This window comes from Janthinobacterium sp. NKUCC08_JDC (assembly GCF_019345575.1).
Taxonomy (GTDB): Bacteria; Pseudomonadota; Gammaproteobacteria; order Burkholderiales; family Burkholderiaceae_D; genus Janthinobacterium; species Janthinobacterium aestuarii.
The window spans coordinates 44,584-60,180 of sequence record NZ_JAHKQW010000019.1 but is presented as its reverse complement, the minus strand read 5'-3'; the positions used below and the strand labels follow the sequence as shown (position 1 = coordinate 60,180).

Annotated in this window: 19 protein-coding genes and 4 tRNA genes; 15 read left to right on the top strand and 8 right to left on the bottom strand. The window is 55.1% G+C overall.

Features of this window, described 5'->3' with window-relative positions; translation table 11 throughout:
• Positions 1-18: 18 nt before the first annotated feature.
• The 4 genes from KO538_RS27275 to KO538_RS27260 all read left to right on the top strand — a co-directional run bounded on the left by KO538_RS27275 (position 19) and on the right by KO538_RS27260 (position 856).
• Positions 19-94, top strand: a tRNA-Lys gene (locus KO538_RS27275).
• Positions 95-183: 89 nt separating this feature from the next.
• Positions 184-259: transfer RNA gene (locus tag KO538_RS27270), tRNA-Lys, on the top strand.
• Positions 260-402: 143 nt separating this feature from the next.
• Complete coding sequence (locus KO538_RS27265; RefSeq protein ID WP_070300899.1) at positions 403-606, top strand: hypothetical protein; 204 nt, start codon at positions 403-405, stop codon at positions 604-606.
• Positions 581-856 carry a type II toxin-antitoxin system RelE/ParE family toxin gene (locus KO538_RS27260; RefSeq protein WP_219330233.1) on the top strand — a complete coding sequence of 92 codons (276 nt, stop codon included), beginning with the start codon at positions 581-583 and terminating at the stop codon, positions 854-856. The genes KO538_RS27265 and KO538_RS27260 overlap by 26 nt, the downstream gene beginning before the upstream one ends.
• Before the next feature lie 40 nt (positions 857-896).
• On the opposite strand, the gene KO538_RS27255 is transcribed toward KO538_RS27260, so the two are convergent.
• The 3 genes from KO538_RS27255 to KO538_RS27245 all read right to left on the bottom strand — a co-directional run bounded on the left by KO538_RS27255 (position 897) and on the right by KO538_RS27245 (position 3,937).
• Positions 897-2,027 (bottom strand): acyltransferase, encoded by a 1,131-nt coding sequence (locus KO538_RS27255; protein ID WP_219330232.1) that lies wholly within the window; start codon positions 2,025-2,027, stop codon positions 897-899.
• A 129-nt stretch (positions 2,028-2,156) separates the two neighbouring features.
• Entirely contained in the window at positions 2,157-3,545 is a 1,389-nt protein-coding gene (locus KO538_RS27250; RefSeq protein ID WP_219330231.1) for a hypothetical protein, read from the bottom strand.
• 77 nt (positions 3,546-3,622) lie between these two features.
• On the bottom strand, positions 3,623-3,937 hold the full coding sequence (locus KO538_RS27245; protein ID WP_072456584.1) for a helix-turn-helix transcriptional regulator: 315 nt from the start codon (positions 3,935-3,937) through the stop codon (positions 3,623-3,625).
• Positions 3,938-4,042: 105 nt separating this feature from the next.
• Here KO538_RS27245 and KO538_RS27240 point away from each other — a divergent pair, with 105 nt between their 5' ends.
• On the top strand, positions 4,043-5,131 hold the full coding sequence (locus KO538_RS27240; protein ID WP_219330230.1) for an NADH:flavin oxidoreductase/NADH oxidase: 1,089 nt from the start codon (positions 4,043-4,045) through the stop codon (positions 5,129-5,131).
• Here the strand turns inward: KO538_RS27240 and KO538_RS27235 are convergent.
• Together KO538_RS27235 and KO538_RS27230 are read right to left on the bottom strand one after the other, a co-directional pair.
• Positions 5,125-6,612 carry an MDR family MFS transporter gene (locus KO538_RS27235; protein ID WP_257620614.1) on the bottom strand — a complete coding sequence of 496 codons (1,488 nt, stop codon included), beginning with the start codon at positions 6,610-6,612 and terminating at the stop codon, positions 5,125-5,127. The two genes, KO538_RS27240 and KO538_RS27235, sit on opposite strands and share 7 nt — an antisense overlap.
• The gene (locus KO538_RS27230) at positions 6,609-7,067 is read right to left on the bottom strand and encodes a MarR family winged helix-turn-helix transcriptional regulator (protein ID WP_034759213.1); all 459 of its coding nucleotides are present in this window, start codon (positions 7,065-7,067) and stop codon (positions 6,609-6,611) included. The genes KO538_RS27235 and KO538_RS27230 overlap by 4 nt, the downstream gene beginning before the upstream one ends.
• 120 nt (positions 7,068-7,187) lie before the next feature.
• Between KO538_RS27230 and KO538_RS27225 the strand changes: the two genes are divergently transcribed.
• From KO538_RS27225 to KO538_RS27200, 6 genes are all read left to right on the top strand, one after another.
• Positions 7,188-7,263: transfer RNA gene (locus KO538_RS27225), tRNA-Lys, on the top strand.
• Positions 7,264-7,342: 79 nt separating this feature from the next.
• A tRNA-Lys gene (locus KO538_RS27220) sits at positions 7,343-7,418 on the top strand.
• Positions 7,419-8,260: 842 nt separating this feature from the next.
• Positions 8,261-9,256: an IS481 family transposase gene (locus KO538_RS27215; protein ID WP_219330229.1), complete on the top strand. Its 996-nt coding sequence runs from the start codon at positions 8,261-8,263 to the stop codon at positions 9,254-9,256.
• A complete protein-coding gene (locus KO538_RS27210) occupies positions 9,246-9,431 on the top strand; it encodes a hypothetical protein (RefSeq protein ID WP_219330228.1) in 186 nt (61 codons plus the stop codon). The genes KO538_RS27215 and KO538_RS27210 overlap by 11 nt, the downstream gene beginning before the upstream one ends.
• A 248-nt stretch (positions 9,432-9,679) precedes the next feature.
• Entirely contained in the window at positions 9,680-9,862 is a 183-nt protein-coding gene (locus tag KO538_RS27205; RefSeq protein ID WP_219330227.1) for a hypothetical protein, read from the top strand.
• A complete protein-coding gene (locus KO538_RS27200) occupies positions 9,859-11,493 on the top strand; it encodes an N-6 DNA methylase (protein WP_219330226.1) in 1,635 nt (544 codons plus the stop codon). Before KO538_RS27205 ends, KO538_RS27200 begins: the two co-directional genes overlap by 4 nt.
• Here the strand turns inward: KO538_RS27200 and KO538_RS27195 are convergent, their stop codons facing one another.
• Positions 11,494-12,681: a phospholipase D-like domain-containing protein gene (locus KO538_RS27195; protein ID WP_219330225.1), complete on the bottom strand. Its 1,188-nt coding sequence runs from the start codon at positions 12,679-12,681 to the stop codon at positions 11,494-11,496.
• Between the two features lie 313 nt (positions 12,682-12,994).
• On the opposite strand from KO538_RS27195, the gene KO538_RS27190 reads away from it, so the two are divergent.
• From KO538_RS27190 to KO538_RS27175, 4 genes are all read left to right on the top strand, one after another.
• Positions 12,995-13,303: a hypothetical protein gene (locus KO538_RS27190; protein WP_219330224.1), complete on the top strand. Its 309-nt coding sequence runs from the start codon at positions 12,995-12,997 to the stop codon at positions 13,301-13,303.
• A 29-nt stretch (positions 13,304-13,332) separates the two neighbouring features.
• On the top strand, positions 13,333-13,527 hold the full coding sequence (locus KO538_RS27185; RefSeq protein WP_219330223.1) for a hypothetical protein: 195 nt from the start codon (positions 13,333-13,335) through the stop codon (positions 13,525-13,527).
• A gap of 67 nt (positions 13,528-13,594) precedes the next feature.
• Positions 13,595-13,954 (top strand): hypothetical protein, encoded by a 360-nt coding sequence (locus tag KO538_RS27180; protein ID WP_219330222.1) that lies wholly within the window; start codon positions 13,595-13,597, stop codon positions 13,952-13,954.
• Positions 13,955-14,048: 94 nt separating this feature from the next.
• Entirely contained in the window at positions 14,049-14,654 is a 606-nt protein-coding gene (locus tag KO538_RS27175; RefSeq protein WP_219330221.1) for a YigZ family protein, read from the top strand.
• A 3-nt stretch (positions 14,655-14,657) separates the two neighbouring features.
• Here the strand turns inward: KO538_RS27175 and KO538_RS27170 are convergent, their stop codons facing one another.
• Entirely contained in the window at positions 14,658-15,047 is a 390-nt protein-coding gene (locus KO538_RS27170) for a hypothetical protein (protein WP_219330220.1), read from the bottom strand.
• Positions 15,048-15,056: 9 nt separating this feature from the next.
• Positions 15,057-15,434 carry a nuclear transport factor 2 family protein gene (locus KO538_RS27165; RefSeq protein ID WP_092717848.1) on the bottom strand — a complete coding sequence of 126 codons (378 nt, stop codon included), beginning with the start codon at positions 15,432-15,434 and terminating at the stop codon, positions 15,057-15,059.
• Positions 15,435-15,597 lie beyond the last annotated feature (163 nt).

Below are 15,597 nucleotides of genomic sequence, written 5' to 3'. Positions count from 1 at the left end.
CTATAATCTTTCTTCTTCGGGTCGTTAGCTCAGCTGGTAGAGCAGCGGACTTTTAATCCGTTGGTCGCAGGTTCGAATCCCGCACGGCCTACCACGAATACGCAGTACTGATCTGCTTGCGAGTTGTTATAGCAAGCATTTTTTTACTGCACAGTGTTACCGAAGTTGTTGTAAAAAGTTTTTGGGTCGTTAGCTCAGCTGGTAGAGCAGCGGACTTTTAATCCGTTGGTCGCAGGTTCGAATCCCGCACGGCCTACCAAATACTTCAGAGAAGCCAACCGTTCGCGGTTGGCTTTTTTGTTTTCAGCAGCATCACTTGCACGCGATGCCATCGCTGACACAAATCAAACGCCTTGCCACCTGCGATACAGCTTTATCGGACTGTCGTATAATCAGACAATCATGAACGCCACACCATCCTCGACCATGTCCGAATTTGCTACAACGGAAGCAGCCGAAACCTATGAACAATGGTTTCGCGCAAAGGTGCTGGCGTCGCTCAATGATGACCGCGCTACCGCCTCGCACGAGACAGTCATGGCGCAACTGAGGAAAATCGTCACGCCACAGACTGACGGCCATGCTGCCGATTCAATGGAAGGTTGAAGCTCAAGAAGATTTGACCGCGATACTCACGTATATCGCGCAGCACAACCGGCCGGCAGCGCTGCAGCTTTACCATGACATCGACAACGCCATGTCCCGGCTTCCCTGCCACCCTCACCTATACCGGTCCGGAAGAGTTTCAGGCACGCGCGAACTGGTTGCCCATCCAAACTATGTCGTCGTGTATCGCGTTGAAGCAAGCGCGATAGAAATTCTTGCCGTCATGCATACGCGGCAACTATATCCTTGAGCAACAATACCTCCACCCTTTTGCATGACGCCCCGAGTTTCTAACGCGACACCAGCGCCTGCCGCCCGGCCAGATGCGCCACCACGCTCCCCATCACCCGCCCCAGCGGCAGCTCCACCCAGTGATAAAACGCCGCACCGGCCGCCAGGCTGGCGCCCCAGGCCGTCAACATGCCCAGCGCCTGCCACTCGGGCTCGAGTGGGACATACGTGACAAACAGGGCATTGACCAGCAGGCTGACGGGAAAGTGGACAAGAAACACGGCATACGAGATGCGCCCCAGGGCGTTGATGATGTTCCAGGCGCCACCGTGGGATGGCGTGCGGGCGCGGCCGAACAGGAACAGGGCGCAGGCGACGATCAGGGCCAAGGCGATGCGGCTGCGGTAGTCGACGGCCAGGGCCAGCAGGACGGGTACGGCGGCCATGGCCATGAGCGCGGTCATGGCGCCCGGTTTGCGGGCCGGATCGCTGGCCCACCAGGCCAGCATGCCGAGACCGTAGCTGCCGAAGAAATACGGCGCCCAATTGTCCCAGTCCGCGTCGAGATTGAAATACAGCAGGGAAAAGGCAATACCGACGGTGACGGCCAGCGGCATCAGCCAGTGCCGGCGCCGCTGGCCCACCACGCGGCCGCTCAGCCACAGCAGCGATACGGTCAGCAGGTACAGCTGAAAATCGATGGCCACGTACCAGGCGCCGGCCGACAGCGATTCGTAGCCCAGCACGCCGTGCAGCAGCAAGGCATGGGCGCTCAGCTGGCCCAGGGTGACGGCGGCCGACATGGAATCGTGCTGCATCCAGATGCCGGCCACTGGCGTGATGATGGCCGCGAGCAAGGTGGCAGCCAGGAAAGGCGGCGCCAGCTTGGCATAGCGGCGCCAGACCGCTTGCAGAGGGTTGGCAATGCCGGGGCGGCCTGCGGGCGAGAGCGATTTGGCGACGAGAAAGCCGCCGATGACGAGGAACACTTGCACGGCGATGCGCGCGCTGCCGCCGAGCCAGTCCAGCAGCTCGGGCCACAGCGGCTGCACGTAGTCGGACATGGGCCCGTAAAACGCCAGATGGTGCAACACGATCAACTGCGCCGCGCCTGCCTTCAAACCATTGATCCAGCCAAACTGCGGACGATGTGCCAGGTCCGCCTGTGATATCACTGCTGCTGCCGTCATTCCCTATCCTTGCCGTGCCAGGTAGTCTCGCCAGCCATGCGCGCAACGGGCGCGCGGCCGAGGATTTACCGAAAGGCCGACATCATAGCCGAGCCTGGCATTTCGGTGACGCGCGGCAGACGACCGATATCAATCCTTGCGCGAAAAATCGGCACGCAACAGGGTCTGGATCACGCTGCCGCCCTGCTCGTTCGCGCGCACGGCGACCGCCATGGACGGCATGACAAACAGCACGCCATCGTGATCGCTCCAGGTATCGACCAGTTGCTCCAGTTCGCGTCCCAGCGACTCCGGCCGCCCGATCTGCCGGGCCAGCTGCGCCTCGCACTTGCCGTCATAGCCGACACGGCGGGGGCACTCATCGATGCGCACGAACGGCGTCTTGCTGTCGCGCAAGCGCGCGGACAATTGCGCGGCCACCGCCGCCGGCGCACCATCGAGATACAAATGGTAAGACGGCACACGGCAGCATCTCCCGGACAACAACAGCAAGCCGACCCTGGCGCCAAAAGCGGCCGTGGTGGCTACCGGCACATAGGCAAACGGCGGCGTGCTGCCGTCCCATACAAAAGTCTTGCGCTGCTCGGTGGCGTTCGCCCCGCGCCAGCCGGACAGGCAGGCGGCATTGTCGGCGGCAAAACAGGTCCGGTAGCCGGCTTGATCGCTGATAAACAATTGCTCTACCGCATTGCGCGCGCCGGCAGCCTCGGGCGCGGTGCCGTCCGGCCGCACTTCCCAGCTGCCCGCGCCGTTCTTGTGCCATGCCAGCGCCGTGCGCGACCAGGCCCATAGCCGCTCGTAAGGGTGGAATTGGTAGGTTGGCGCGTCAGCCAGATACATTCTCGGCAGCGGGATCGGGTCTCGCCGCTTGCCGTCCGCATCGACGACCAGCACCACGGACGGCGCATATTCGCTATCGACATATGCAAACGACCTTCCATCGGGCGAGATGGCCGCCAAGACTTGGGCGTGCAAGTCGCCATCGTTTTCTGGCGGACTGGGCAGTACAGTGGTTTTCAGGGGCAAGCCACGTAACAGAAAACCGGGGCGCTGGTCGCCGGGAAAATAGCGCACGCCGGGAGAGAGGGGAAAGCCATGCGTGTACGTCTCGGTGCCACGGTAGCCGTCTTTCGACGCCGCGATCTTCTCGACCACGGCCTTGCCCGCATGCTCGTGGACCAGCGCCAGCACGCTGTCATCGTCAGGCAATCTGACGAAATAGACGGGCTGGGCGAAGTCGGTCCAGCGTTCGATGCCATCAGTGGTCTTGACGACAACTTTATCGCTATGGATCAGCCGCATGGAATTGTTGTGCGTGGACATCAGGGAACCGCCACCCTGGCGGTACTCGACCGACAAGGCGGCAAACCGCCCGTACGTGTCGGCCTTGGTCACCTTTTCGCCACGGCGCAGCACAGCAGCATATTCGCCCGTGGCCGGCTCCGTGTAAGGCCAGCAGCCAGTGAGCAGTACGAAAGCGGTGGCGCAGCACCAGCGATACCGTGCAGAAATTCTCATGCGTGATCAACCTTTCAGCTTGAGACTGCACTCCAGTGCTGCAAATTCGGCAATCTTGCAGGCATTCTACGACAGATTCAGGGCTGATTCGCTTGCGGCTGCGCCAGGATGGCGTCGAGCAAGCCGGGAAAACGGCTCTCGATATCGGCGCGGCGCAGGGTGTTCATGTGCGTCGTGCCCGCGTTTTCCGTGTAGACGAGGCCCGCTTCGCGCAAGACCTTGAAATGGTGGGAAACGGTCGATTTCGGCCGCCCACCGTCCAGATCGCCGCAAGCGGCCGCGTCGACTCTGGCCAGGTGGCGCACGATGTCGAGGCGAATGGAATCGCTCAAGGCGTACAGCACTCTTTCGAGGACGAATTCGCTGGCGGCAGGATGTTTGTGTGGACGCATGTGCAGAATCATACAGCATGCGCTATACTAATTTCATTATTCGAATATTTACGAACTACCGAATCAGCATTCCCCACATTTCCACCAACAAACACAAAGGCCACCATGTCCGCCCTCTTCCAGCCCTACACCCTCAAAGACATCACCCTGCGCAACCGCATCGCCGTGCCGCCCATGTGCCAGTACATGGCCGTCGATGGCCAGGCCAACGACTGGCATCTGTCGCACTACGCGGGCATGGCCCGTGGCGGCGCGGGACTGGTGATCGTCGAAGCGACGGCCGTGGCGCCCGAAGGCCGCATCACGCCCGGCTGCACCGGCATCTGGAACGATGACCTGGCGCAAGCGTTCGTGCCTGTCGTGAAAGCCATCAAGGCGGCCGGCTCCGTGCCCGGCATCCAGATCGCCCACGCGGGCCGCAAGGCCAGCGCCAACCGCCCATGGGAAGGCGACGACCACATTCCGGAAGACGACGCGCGCGGCTGGCAAACCATTGCCCCGTCCGCCATCGCCTTTGGCGGCGGCCTGCCGAAAGTGCCGCGCGCCATGGACCTCGACGATATCGCCCGCGTGAAACAGAACTTCGTCGACGCGGCCGTACGCGCCCGCGAAGTCGGCTTCGAATGGCTGGAGCTGCACTTCGCCCACGGCTACCTGGCGCAAAGCTTCTTTTCCGCCCATTCGAACCAGCGCGACGATATCTATGGCGGCAGCCTGGAAAACCGCAGCCGCTTCCTGCTGGAAACATTGAAAGCCGTGCGCGAAGTGTGGCCCGAACACCTGCCGTTGACGATCCGCTTCGGCGTGCTGGAATTTGACGGCCGCGACGAGCAAACCCTGCTCGAATCGATCGGCCTCGTGCGCCAGTTCAAGGATGCCGGCATGGACATGATCAGCGTCAGCATGGGCTTCACGATTCCCGACGTATCAATTCCATGGGGCCCGGCCTTCATGGGCCCGATTGCCGAGCGCGTGCGCCGCGAAGCGGGCGTTCCTGTTTCGTCCGCCTGGGGCTTCGGCACGCCGGCGATTGCCGAGCGCGTCGTCAAGGAAGAGCAGCTCGACGTGGTGATGGTGGGCAAGGCGCATCTGGCCAATCCGCACTGGGCATACTTTGCCGCCAAGGAACTCGGCGTGGAACGCGCCTCGTGGACCCTGCCGGCGCCATACGCGCACTGGCTCGAGCGCTACTGATCGTCCTTGACCGTTGCCGGATGCCCCTCCAGGGGCAGTTCCGGCAGGAACAACAGGAAGACCAGTCCCAATAGCAGCAGCACGGCGCCGGCACCAAACACGCTGGCGATCGCATGGCGGTACACGTCCACCGTCTGCGTCGCCGCCTGCGCGCCCAGCGCCGAGACGGCTTCCACGCCGTGCTTGTGCAGCTGGTGCGCGAGGATGGCGCCCGACGCCGTCACGCCCAGCAAGCCGCCCAGCGAGCGGAAAAAGGCCAGCATGGCCGTGCCCACGCCGCGGCGCGCCAGCGGCAAGGCATTTTGCACGGCGATCGTCATGTTCGGCATCACCAGTCCCAGCCCCGTGCCGAGGAAAAAGATGGCCGGCTCGATGACCCAGTAGCCACGCGACGTTTCCATGCCCCAGGCCAGCACGGCAAACGCCAGCAGCGCCACGGCCAATCCCGCCACCTGCACCATCTTGTACTTGCCCGAGCGCGACAACACCCTGCCATTGAAGATCGAGGACGCCACCAGCCCCACCATCATCGGCACCGTCATCACGCCGGACTCAGCCGGACTCGTGCCCATCACCAGCTGGAAAAACAGGGGAAAGAAGACGCTGGCGCCCATCAGGCCCATGAAGGTCACGGCCATGACCAGGCTGGCGATATTGAAGGTGCGGTTCTCGAACAGGTCGGGCGGCAGCACGGGCTCATCCACCTGCCCCACGTGCACCGCCAGCCAGATCCCCAGCAGCACGGCAATGCCGCCGCACACCTTGATGGCCAGCCCATCCCACGGCCACTCGGTGCCGCCCAGCGCCAGCACCAGCAGCGCCGCCGTGATGGCGCCCGTCAGCAAGGCCGAGCCCAGATAGTCGATCTTGTGCGCATGCGTGCGCGCCGGTTTGCGCATGGCGCGCGCGATGATGACAAAGGCAGCCGCGCCGATGGGCAGGTTGACATAGAAAATCCAGTGCCACGACAAGGCATCCGTGATCACGCCGCCCAGCACGGGACCGAGCACGCTGGTGACGGCATACACGATGGGCACCATGCCCTGCCGCTTGCCCCGCTCGGCCGGCGGCACGATGTCGCCGATGATGATTTGCGCCAGCGGCATGAAGCCGCCCGCCCCGAGACCCTGGATGGCACGGAAGATGATCAGCTCCGTCATGTTCTGCGCCAGCCCGCACAGCACGGATCCGAGCAAGAAGGTCAGCAGGGCCGTAATGATCATGGGGCGGCGGCCGTACTGGTCGGCCAGCTTTCCGTACAGGGGCATGGTGGCCGTCGAGGCCAGCACGTACGCCGTCACCACCCACGACAAATGGGCCATGCCGCCCAGGTCATCGACAATGCGCGGCAAGGCCGTGGCGACGATGCTCTGGTCCAGCGCACCGAGTCCCAGCACGGCCATCAGGCCCAGATAGATGGCGCGCACTTCGCGCTCGGTGACGGGCTTTACACCAGTGTTGGCTTGATCGTGATGGCTCATGCTTGTCCGATCTCAAGCAGCGGCTGCATGGCCGCTTCCAGTGCATCGATCTGCTGCGGCGTCAGACGGGCAATGCGCTGCGCCAGCACATCACGGCGGCGCGCACGCAGGGTTTCGAGGATGGCCAGGCCTTGCGCGGACACCTGCAGCCCCGAGCGGCGCCGGTCTTGCGGATCGGGCGCGCCGCGCTCGACCAGTCCCGCTTCTTCCAGCGACTTGACCTGCGCGCTGACGGTCGGCCCGCGCACGTTCTGCAGGCGCGCCAGCGCGGCCACGCCGATGCCAGGCTGCTCGTGGATCAGGGCCAGCAGCATGTATTGCATCATCGACACGCTGCCCTCCAGCTCGCCCCCTTCGCGCTGCATGGAGCGCAGCAGGCGCTTGAACGCCGTGCGCAATTCATCGGACAGCGCCAGCGCGCGTTCGGGGATGGGAAGGTCTTCGGTAGTGGGCATAAGAATTTATAAGTAGGTAGGCTATCTACCTATATTATGCCGTACCCGGGCGCCATGCAAGGCTTTTTTCCATCCCCGCCCTTCCCAAAACCCGCTTTGGCCGTCATAATAGCCGCCCTTGGGTCGTTAGCTCAGCTGGTAGAGCAGCGGACTTTTAATCCGTTGGTCGCAGGTTCGAATCCCGCACGGCCTACCAAGAATTTGCAGCATGCTGACTTGCCGCCATGGCAAGCCCGTACCGCACAGTGTTACCGCAGCAAGTAGTCAAAGTTTTTGGGTCGTTAGCTCAGCTGGTAGAGCAGCGGACTTTTAATCCGTTGGTCGCAGGTTCGAATCCCGCACGGCCTACCAAATACTTCAGAGAAGCCAACCGTTCGCGGTTGGCTTTTTTGTTTTGCCGCCCTGATTTCCACAATCCTGTCTCGCATCACTGACACTCAGCGACGCGGCAGCAAGCTTGCACCGAGCGCGTCGGCCAGGCCACTATCGCTTTCCGCAGTGATACGATCAAATAAAAGCCTATTCATTTCAATGACTTGGACGACGTAATAATTCGGTTATGTCAAAACACTGGTTACTGCCAAGGCTGGGGAGCAGAATGGGGCAGAGATAAACAGGCTGGCACATGTATCAAGGCCGGCTTGATTTGCCCGCTGATTCACACAACTTGGAAATTTGATCATGTACAAAAAAATTGCTCCCATCACAACTCTTGCAGCCTTGTCCGCTTGCAGCGGTGCACCCAGTGACACGGAAATTCGCGAGGCTCTGGCCAGGGAACTGACCTTGCAAAAGCCCGACTTCATATAGGCCGACGTTCCCGCGATCGTTGCCAAGTTCAAGCTGATCAGCTGTAGCAAGGCCGAACCATCGGGCTACAACTGCGATGTCGAAAACGGCGCAGGACGTGTCATCAACACGCGCATGGTCAAAACAGACAAAGGCTGGACCGCCCTGCAGAAGTAAGTACCTGAAAGCAACATCTCTTGCTAAATACGCTGACATCCATTATCAGATACTCTACTATGCACAAGATCAAAATCCGCTTGACCAAGGCTGAAAGTGGCTCGACAGTACTCGGCAAATAGGTATTTAGATATGGGTGATCATATTCCAACTCGCAGCCTGCCATTTTTCAGGGCCCGGTTGCTTTTGAGTACACTGTTGAATCCTGTCATCCAACTGCCAGCATCATGAGCCAAGCCCTTCACAGCCAAGCCCGCACCACTCATCTGATCCGGGACGAAATCCGCAACTCGACGCTCTCTCAACGGGAGCAGGCTGAGCGCTACAATGTCAGTCGTCTGACGATCCGCAAGTGGCAGAACCGCGACAGCGCCGAGGATCTTTCGCACCGGCCGCGTACCATGCACACCACGCTCACGCCTGCGCAGGAATTGGTCGTCGTGGAGCTGCGCACCACGCTGCTGCTGCCCACCGACGACCTGCTGGCGGTGGCCCGCGAGTTTGTCAATCCAGCGCTTTCGCGCGCCGCCCTGGGGCGCTGCCTGCGTCGTCATGGTGTCTCCAGCCTGCTTGAACTGGCTGCCAGAGAAGGCGACAAGCCGGTCATCAAAAAGTCGTTCAAGGACTACGAGCCTGGCTTTTTACATATGGATATCAAGTACTTGCCGCAGATGCCCGATGAAACCGAACGCCGTTACCTGTTCGTCGCCATCGACCGCGCCACGCGCTGGGTCTTCATGGAGATTTACGCCGACCAGTCCGATAGCAGCAGCACCGACTTCCTGATCAAGCTCAACAAAGCCTGTCCGATTGCCATCGTCAAGCTGCTCACCGACAATGGCAGCCAGTTCACCGACCGCTTTAGCAGCAAGAAAAAAGACCCGGAAACGGGCGACCGGATTCCCAGCGGCAAGCACGCGTTTTATATGCTATGCCATCAACTGGCGATCGAACATCGCCTGATCCCGCCACGTCATCCGCAGACCAACGGTATGGTGGAACGCGTCAACGGCCGCATCAGCAAGGTCGTCAACCAGACCCGCTTCGCTTCCAGGGCCGAGCTCGAATCGACACTGCGCAATTACTTGAAAATCTATAACCACAACATCCCGCAGCGTGCTCTCAACAACGAAACGCCGATTCAGGCAATGAAGAAATGGCAGGCGAAAAAGCCGGAATTATTCGTTAAACGTGTTTATAACCAGGCGGGTCTTGACAACTAACCTGTTGGCAAGTGAAGGCTTGATTATTCTTCCGAAGGTTGAAGCGTCGGAACAAAAAATTGTTATCCTAGAACATGCAGTCAAAACTAAAAAAGGTCGCCCTTCAAAATTCAAAGTGTGGATTGGTCGTGATTGCAACGCACTCACAGCAGACGCAAAAAAATTACTGGAATGACCTCAAGAACAAAGGTAAAGATTACTTTGTCGAAAATCCTAATGAAGAAGAAAAAAACAATACGAAAAGGATGAGGTTGAACAATTCATTAATGGTTTGTTCACCAAGTAAACGCAGAAACATCAAAACAAAGCCACCTATAAGGTGGCTTTTTCGTTGACAGAAACATATCAAAAACTCATTTTAGGTTGACGTAACCAATCTTAAACGATAGAATTATGTGACATATGTAACATAACATAAGGCACATGATGGCAATCGGCGAATCGGGCAGAATCGTTCTAGAAATTGAGCCAGCGCTCAAGAAAAAAATTTATGCATGCCTAGCTTTAGAACAGATGTCTTTAAAAGACTGGTTTATAAAAGCAATTGAAGAACATATGCAGTGCAATCACCCTGAAATTTTTACCACGAAGAATAATAAAAAATGAATTTTATTGAAAACGAATCCGAGCAAAAACTTCGTGGCGGTTACTACACTCCAGAATACTTGGCAACCTATATCGCCAAATGGGTAGCAAACTCGTCTCCGAAGAATATTTTAGAACCAAGTTGTGGTGACGGGATTTTTCTAAAAGCTCTGCATAATATCGGAGAACACAAGAACATCCAGTTTCATGGTTTCGAATTACTAAAAGAAGAAGCGGAAAAAGCTAAAGCTCTTTCTCTTGAACTAGATATGCATGCAACAATTGAAAACTCTGACTTTCTTGAGCATGCAATTCGTATCATACATTCAGGGAAAACGGCTTATGATGGCGTAGTTGGAAATCCGCCATTTATTCGCTACCAATATCTCCCTAAAGACTCGCAGGATAAAGCAGAAATAATATTCAAGAGCGAACACTTAAAGTTTACAAAGCATACCAACGCATGGGTTCCATTTGTTATATCTGCAATTAAAATACTTGCACCGGGTGGTAGACTTGGAATGATTTTACCAGCAGAAATTATTCATGTCATGCATGCTCAGTCTTTAAGAACTTATCTTGGAGAACAATGCAGCAAACTACTAATTATCGATCCAGAAGAAATCTGGTTTGAAAATACGCTTCAAGGCGCAGTTATTTTATTTGCAGAAAAAAAGCAAACAGTCAGCGAGCATTCTTATGGATTGGGTATCCATAAAGTGGCTGGCAAAGATTTTCTTAACGAAGATCCAGAAGACTTGTTTGAAAGAGTTCCAAGAATCAATGGTGAAACAGTAGAAGGAAAGTGGACACAAGCTTTACTAACTAAAGAAGAAAGAGAACTCTTCAAATCACTTCTCAAACTTGATGAAGTCCATAAATTCCATAATATCGCAAAAGTAGACGTCGGCATTGTAACTGGAGCTAACAAGTTCTTTTTAGTTGCTGACGATGTAGTGAAGGAATACGGATTAGAAGACTATGCTCACCCTATGTTTGGACGAAGCGAACACTGCCCAGGGCTAATATATGACAACGAACAGCACAAAAAAAATGCCGAAAAAGGAAATCCGACAAACTTTATATTAATCAAAGACGAGCTAGGAAAGCTACCCAAAAAAGTAAAAGAATATATTGCATATGGTGAATCGCAAGATCTCCAAACCCGCTATAAATGTAGAATTAGGAAACCTTGGTATACAGTCCCATCCGTGTATGCCACAGAGATAGGAATGCTAAAGCGGTCCCATGATATGCCCAAGTTAATTCTTAATACAGTCGGAGCTTATACAACTGACACCGCATATAGAATAACTACAAAAGGCGATATTTTATCCAAGAAATTGGTGTATTGTTTTGGGACAGCACTAACTGCATTAAGTGCAGAGCTTGAGGGGCGGCATTACGGAGGTGGCGTCCTAGAGCTAGTTCCGTCAGAAATCGAACAATTACTCATCGCCTATCCAAAAGGATTGGAAGAACATGACCTTGATGAGCTCAACCAAATCTACAAGGATAAAAGTGCTCCTGAAATTCTCGAACAACAGTCTAGAATTGTTTTAGGAGCACTGGGAGTCACAAGCACTCAACAAAGAATATTATTAAACGCTTGGAAGCGGTTAAAGAATCGAAGACAGCGGATCGCCGACTAATTAATCTATCTCAATTGCAAATACGGGTGGGGTTGTGTCTTTTCTATATAGCTTCATAACCCTACCAAGTAAGTCTTCTCGTGCAACAACCGACTTAGCCATACCCCAACTAATATTAGTCATAGCATTCAGTTGTTCATACGATTTAGAAGTAGTATCTGTATTATGAGAAATCTTTAGCAAAAATCCCCCTCTATATTCACCCTTAGTTAAAAAGTGAAATAAAGCATTTGCTCGTTCGTAGTGTGGTAGAGCATAATCAAATCCCCAGTCCAAATCAGCAAATATTTCATCTCTGAAATAGTGCCTTTGGTCAATCTGGTCCATTGCGCCCTTCTTCCACAGCATAGAACCAGTAGGATTAGTATTTCCACCTTTGGGAATATTAAGATCTCTTTCTTTTAGTTCCTTACTCTGCCAAACCAAATAATAATCACGAATGTTTGGAGCAGTGATACTAGGGACATCAATAGGCGTCTCTCTCCCGTTGGCATTAACTACAATCGTATCTAAAAGTCCTCTTGGTCCTCTTCTTTTGGTAACAGGTATGGGGAAATTTTTGAACAAGTCCATTAAAGGTAATTGATCATCTAATTTCTTCGAAGATCTAATTCCTCTATGCTTACGAATGACCGCCTCATCGACGACTCGGCCGGTATTTATAAGAGCCTCAATATCTTCTTTTTTCTTAATAGCAATTATATGCTGAGGATATTTTACGATCAGACCAGAAAATAGAGACTCAGCATCCACCACAAATTCTTCGTCGTCCTTATTTGTTAAATCTAATTCTAAAATAGAACTAGCTTCAATATTATTATTTAATCCTCCAAAAGTTAGATTAGCACTGCCGACTATCGCAGTTGCGACCGTGTCCTTTCTAGCAAGGTAAATCTTAGGATGAAATATCGTATTCTGTGATCCTGTATCAACCACACAAATATTTGCTCCAGTAGACAAAAGAATTTCTAAAGCTTGGAAAGAGGTTATGTCATTTCTAATTCCAACAAAAACAAAAGAATTTTTTTTATTCCTCTCCAATGCGGATTTTATAGTCATTACACCTTGGCTTCTAGCAAAAGCAACGCTTACAAGCAAGCTATCCAAGTCTTTTTCAAGGGTTTGTCTGATAATTGTAGAGTGGTCATGTTTCGTCACAGCTTGTAACAAGAATTTCGCTTTTGCCATATCATCTCCCTATGAGGTTGGAATATGATATCAAGATAGTTGCCTTTAGTAAAGATATTGCATGGTGTGCATCCAACACTAGCTTATGTAAATCACTTTCGAATGAAAAAAGCCACCTTATAGGTGGCTTTTTTATTCCTGAGTACCATTCTTAAATGATTCAATCAATCGTATTTTTTCACTTATTTCTTCCTCTGTGAACTCACCTTCATTGATTGGGCGGCGATCCGGTATGCCCGGGGGAACTGAAATACGTGTTTTTTCTTCTGGCTAAGATTATCTCCGGCATATTCATGGCGGGGGAATTGTTTTAGTGCTGCTGCACACTATGTTCGGCAACGCGCAGGGCAAACAGCTCGAACATCATCGAATCGCTGACTGGATAGGACAGCAAATCAGCGCAGACTATCAACTGAGTCCGGCCAGCACCTACATGAGTCAGGCCCAGCTTGCCTCCTTGATGCCAGCAAGCGAATTAGCAGTTGCGTCCACCATGGAAGATCCGGCCATAAAAGATCACAACGGCGCCGGCTTCAACCGTATCAACGCTTCCGCCTACGCCTGCCACATTAGCCCATCTTGCATAGCATCGCTGGATCAACAATCGTCGATGGCAACGTAATGGGCAATTAGCAGAGCAAGGCATTCCTCTTGCAATACTTGTTTTACAACAAAAAAAACACAACGGCGTTGCGCGACATCTGTCTGTCTCCATTGAAAGGCGGCCGCACGCTTGCCGATCTGGCGCGGGCGGAAAAAAATTGCACATCTTTGCGAAAAATGGTGGTCAAGAAATACCACGACGAAGCGCAACCGATCCTCGACCTCCTGGCCGACTCGACCTAGATCAGCGTGCTTGCGCCACTACAATAAGCAGGCAATCACCTGCCATGATCAACCGACCCAGAACAATATGAACGACGACGATTCCCACCACATTCCACATTACCTCCATGGCGCCAGCCCGCAAGAGCAAGCCAGTGCGGGCATCAACGCTCACGATCATCCATTTGGTGCTGCAGCCAAGCTGGAAATGGATCGCCGGGCAAGGGGAGTGGATATCCACACAGGCCGGCCCTTGCAAGACAACAGCAGAAAAACACCTACATTCGTACAAGATAGCGTTGCTGACGCAAGCAAGCGCAGCGCATGGGGAACGTTGTACAAAGTCATCCTTGTCATATTTCTCTGCATGATTGGATACAAGTGCATCAAATTTTTAATTGTCTACGCTGACATTATCATCACCAAGCGTCCCATCAGATCGTCATAGACCGGAAGCTCCTGCGTTCTGCCGACGCAATGACTGGAAGCGATGGCGCGGTTTGTTCTATGATGCTGGCATTCCAGCATCATTACCCTGCCCCATGCCCTTTACCATTGCCACCCCAGTCCACAGCGAACTGATCATCAAGAAAAGCCGTTTCATCGGTTGCGTGCAGCCGATGACGGACCGCGCCAGCGCGCAGCAGGTGGTCAATGACTTGAAGGCGCAGCATCCGGGCGCCTGCCATGTGTGCTGGGCGCTGCTGGCGGGCGGGCAGTCGGCGGCCGTCGATGATGGCGAACCGAGCGGCACAGCCGGACGGCCCATGCTCGACGTGCTGCGCCACCAGGACCTGGAAGGCGTGCTGGCAACCGTCGTGCGCTATTTTGGCGGGATCAAGCTCGGCGCGGGCGGCCTCGTGCGCGCCTACACGGATAGCGTGGCGCAAGCGTTATTGCAAGCGGAAAAGACGGCCATCGTGCGCCAGCGAACCCTGCGCTGCACGGTGCCGTATGCGATGGAAGGCATGCTGCGCCGCGAACTCGATGGCGCCGGCGCCGCCTTGCTGAATGTGGAACACGGCGAGCACGTGTTGTTCGACTTCAGCCTGCCTGAAACGGCGGCCACCGCCCTGCTCGCCCATCTGCATGAGGCGGGCAATGGCCGCATCGTCTGGCTGAAAGTGGAAGCCGAAGAGGAAGACTAAAACTTACAAGTTGGGCGGGCGCTTGATCTGCAGCAAGATGAAATGCGTCCACGCCAGCGCTGGCAGCACCATCAGCAACAGCATCATTCCGGCCGGCATATCCGGCACGAAGCGCACGAAGCAGCCGAGAAAGCCGGCGATGGCCAGCCAGAAGCGCCAGTTGAATGCGTATGCCTTGCGCGCCACCGTGGCCAGCGCGATGCGCCAGAATTCCAGCAAGGCCCACACGCCGCCCGTCAGCAGCAGCGCGGCCAGCGCATTGGCGCCGGGGGCGTCGGCCCAGGTGCGCACCAGGTTGTACAACAGCACGGGATAGCCGGCCGTGATGGCCAGGGTGGCCGGGCCGGCGGCGATGACAGCTTCAAACAGCTGCCCTTTGGAACGATGATCCACTGATACTCCTCAAGCCACGACGCCGGAATGGGCGGCGATCACTTGCAGCGCGCCGGCCGCGTCCTGCGCCCAGACGCGCGTAAAACGGAAGTCGCCATGCGTTTCCACGTCGTGATAGGTGCCCGTCAGCTGCATGCGCACGGAAACGACGGCCACGTTGCCGTTGATGCGCACATGGCGCTCGGACGCGCGCAAGTCGGTGATGGCCAGCAGGCGCTGCTCGTGCGCGGCCAGGTCCGCATGCTTGCTCAGCAAGTGGCCCAGGTGATTCGTAAACAGCAAATCGTCGGCCAGCAAGACATTCAACGCGGCCACGTCGGAGGCCATCATGGCCAGGCGCAAGCGCTCTTCCGCATCGAGCACTTGTACTTCAGTTAATGCATTCATCTTCTTCCTATCAAATAGTCTGGCGCATCTTAGCAAACGGGAAAAGCATGCTTGCACGAAATAGCTAAATTCACAATCAGCCACAAGGCTTATACCTGTGAAGCATATTTATATAGCGTAATATTCGCAGCGGTATTGCGCAAAACGCCACCATAGTACTGTA

Excerpts from the sequence above, each read along its gene's own strand:
- KO538_RS27265 (WP_070300899.1), top strand. The coding sequence starts at position 403 with ATGAACGCCACACCATCCTCGACCATGTCCGAATTTGCTACAACGGAA.
- KO538_RS27235 (WP_257620614.1), bottom strand. The coding sequence starts at position 6,612 with ATGAGCCATCACGATCAAGCCAACACTGGTGTAAAGCCCGTCACCGAG.
- KO538_RS27205 (WP_219330227.1), top strand. The coding sequence starts at position 9,680 with ATGATGGCAATCGGCGAATCGGGCAGAATCGTTCTAGAAATTGAGCCA.
- KO538_RS27180 (WP_219330222.1), top strand. The coding sequence starts at position 13,595 with ATGAACGACGACGATTCCCACCACATTCCACATTACCTCCATGGCGCC.
- KO538_RS27260 (WP_219330233.1), top strand. The coding sequence starts at position 581 with ATGCTGCCGATTCAATGGAAGGTTGAAGCTCAAGAAGATTTGACCGCG.
- KO538_RS27255 (WP_219330232.1), bottom strand. The coding sequence starts at position 2,027 with ATGACGGCAGCAGCAGTGATATCACAGGCGGACCTGGCACATCGTCCG.
- KO538_RS27250 (WP_219330231.1), bottom strand. The coding sequence starts at position 3,545 with ATGAGAATTTCTGCACGGTATCGCTGGTGCTGCGCCACCGCTTTCGTA.
- KO538_RS27195 (WP_219330225.1), bottom strand. The coding sequence starts at position 12,681 with ATGGCAAAAGCGAAATTCTTGTTACAAGCTGTGACGAAACATGACCAC.
- KO538_RS27165 (WP_092717848.1), bottom strand. The coding sequence starts at position 15,434 with ATGAATGCATTAACTGAAGTACAAGTGCTCGATGCGGAAGAGCGCTTG.
- KO538_RS27215 (WP_219330229.1), top strand. The coding sequence starts at position 8,261 with ATGAGCCAAGCCCTTCACAGCCAAGCCCGCACCACTCATCTGATCCGG.
- KO538_RS27230 (WP_034759213.1), bottom strand. The coding sequence starts at position 7,067 with ATGCCCACTACCGAAGACCTTCCCATCCCCGAACGCGCGCTGGCGCTG.
- KO538_RS27245 (WP_072456584.1), bottom strand. The coding sequence starts at position 3,937 with ATGCGTCCACACAAACATCCTGCCGCCAGCGAATTCGTCCTCGAAAGA.
- KO538_RS27200 (WP_219330226.1), top strand. The coding sequence starts at position 9,859 with ATGAATTTTATTGAAAACGAATCCGAGCAAAAACTTCGTGGCGGTTAC.
- KO538_RS27240 (WP_219330230.1), top strand. The coding sequence starts at position 4,043 with ATGTCCGCCCTCTTCCAGCCCTACACCCTCAAAGACATCACCCTGCGC.
- KO538_RS27175 (WP_219330221.1), top strand. The coding sequence starts at position 14,049 with ATGCCCTTTACCATTGCCACCCCAGTCCACAGCGAACTGATCATCAAG.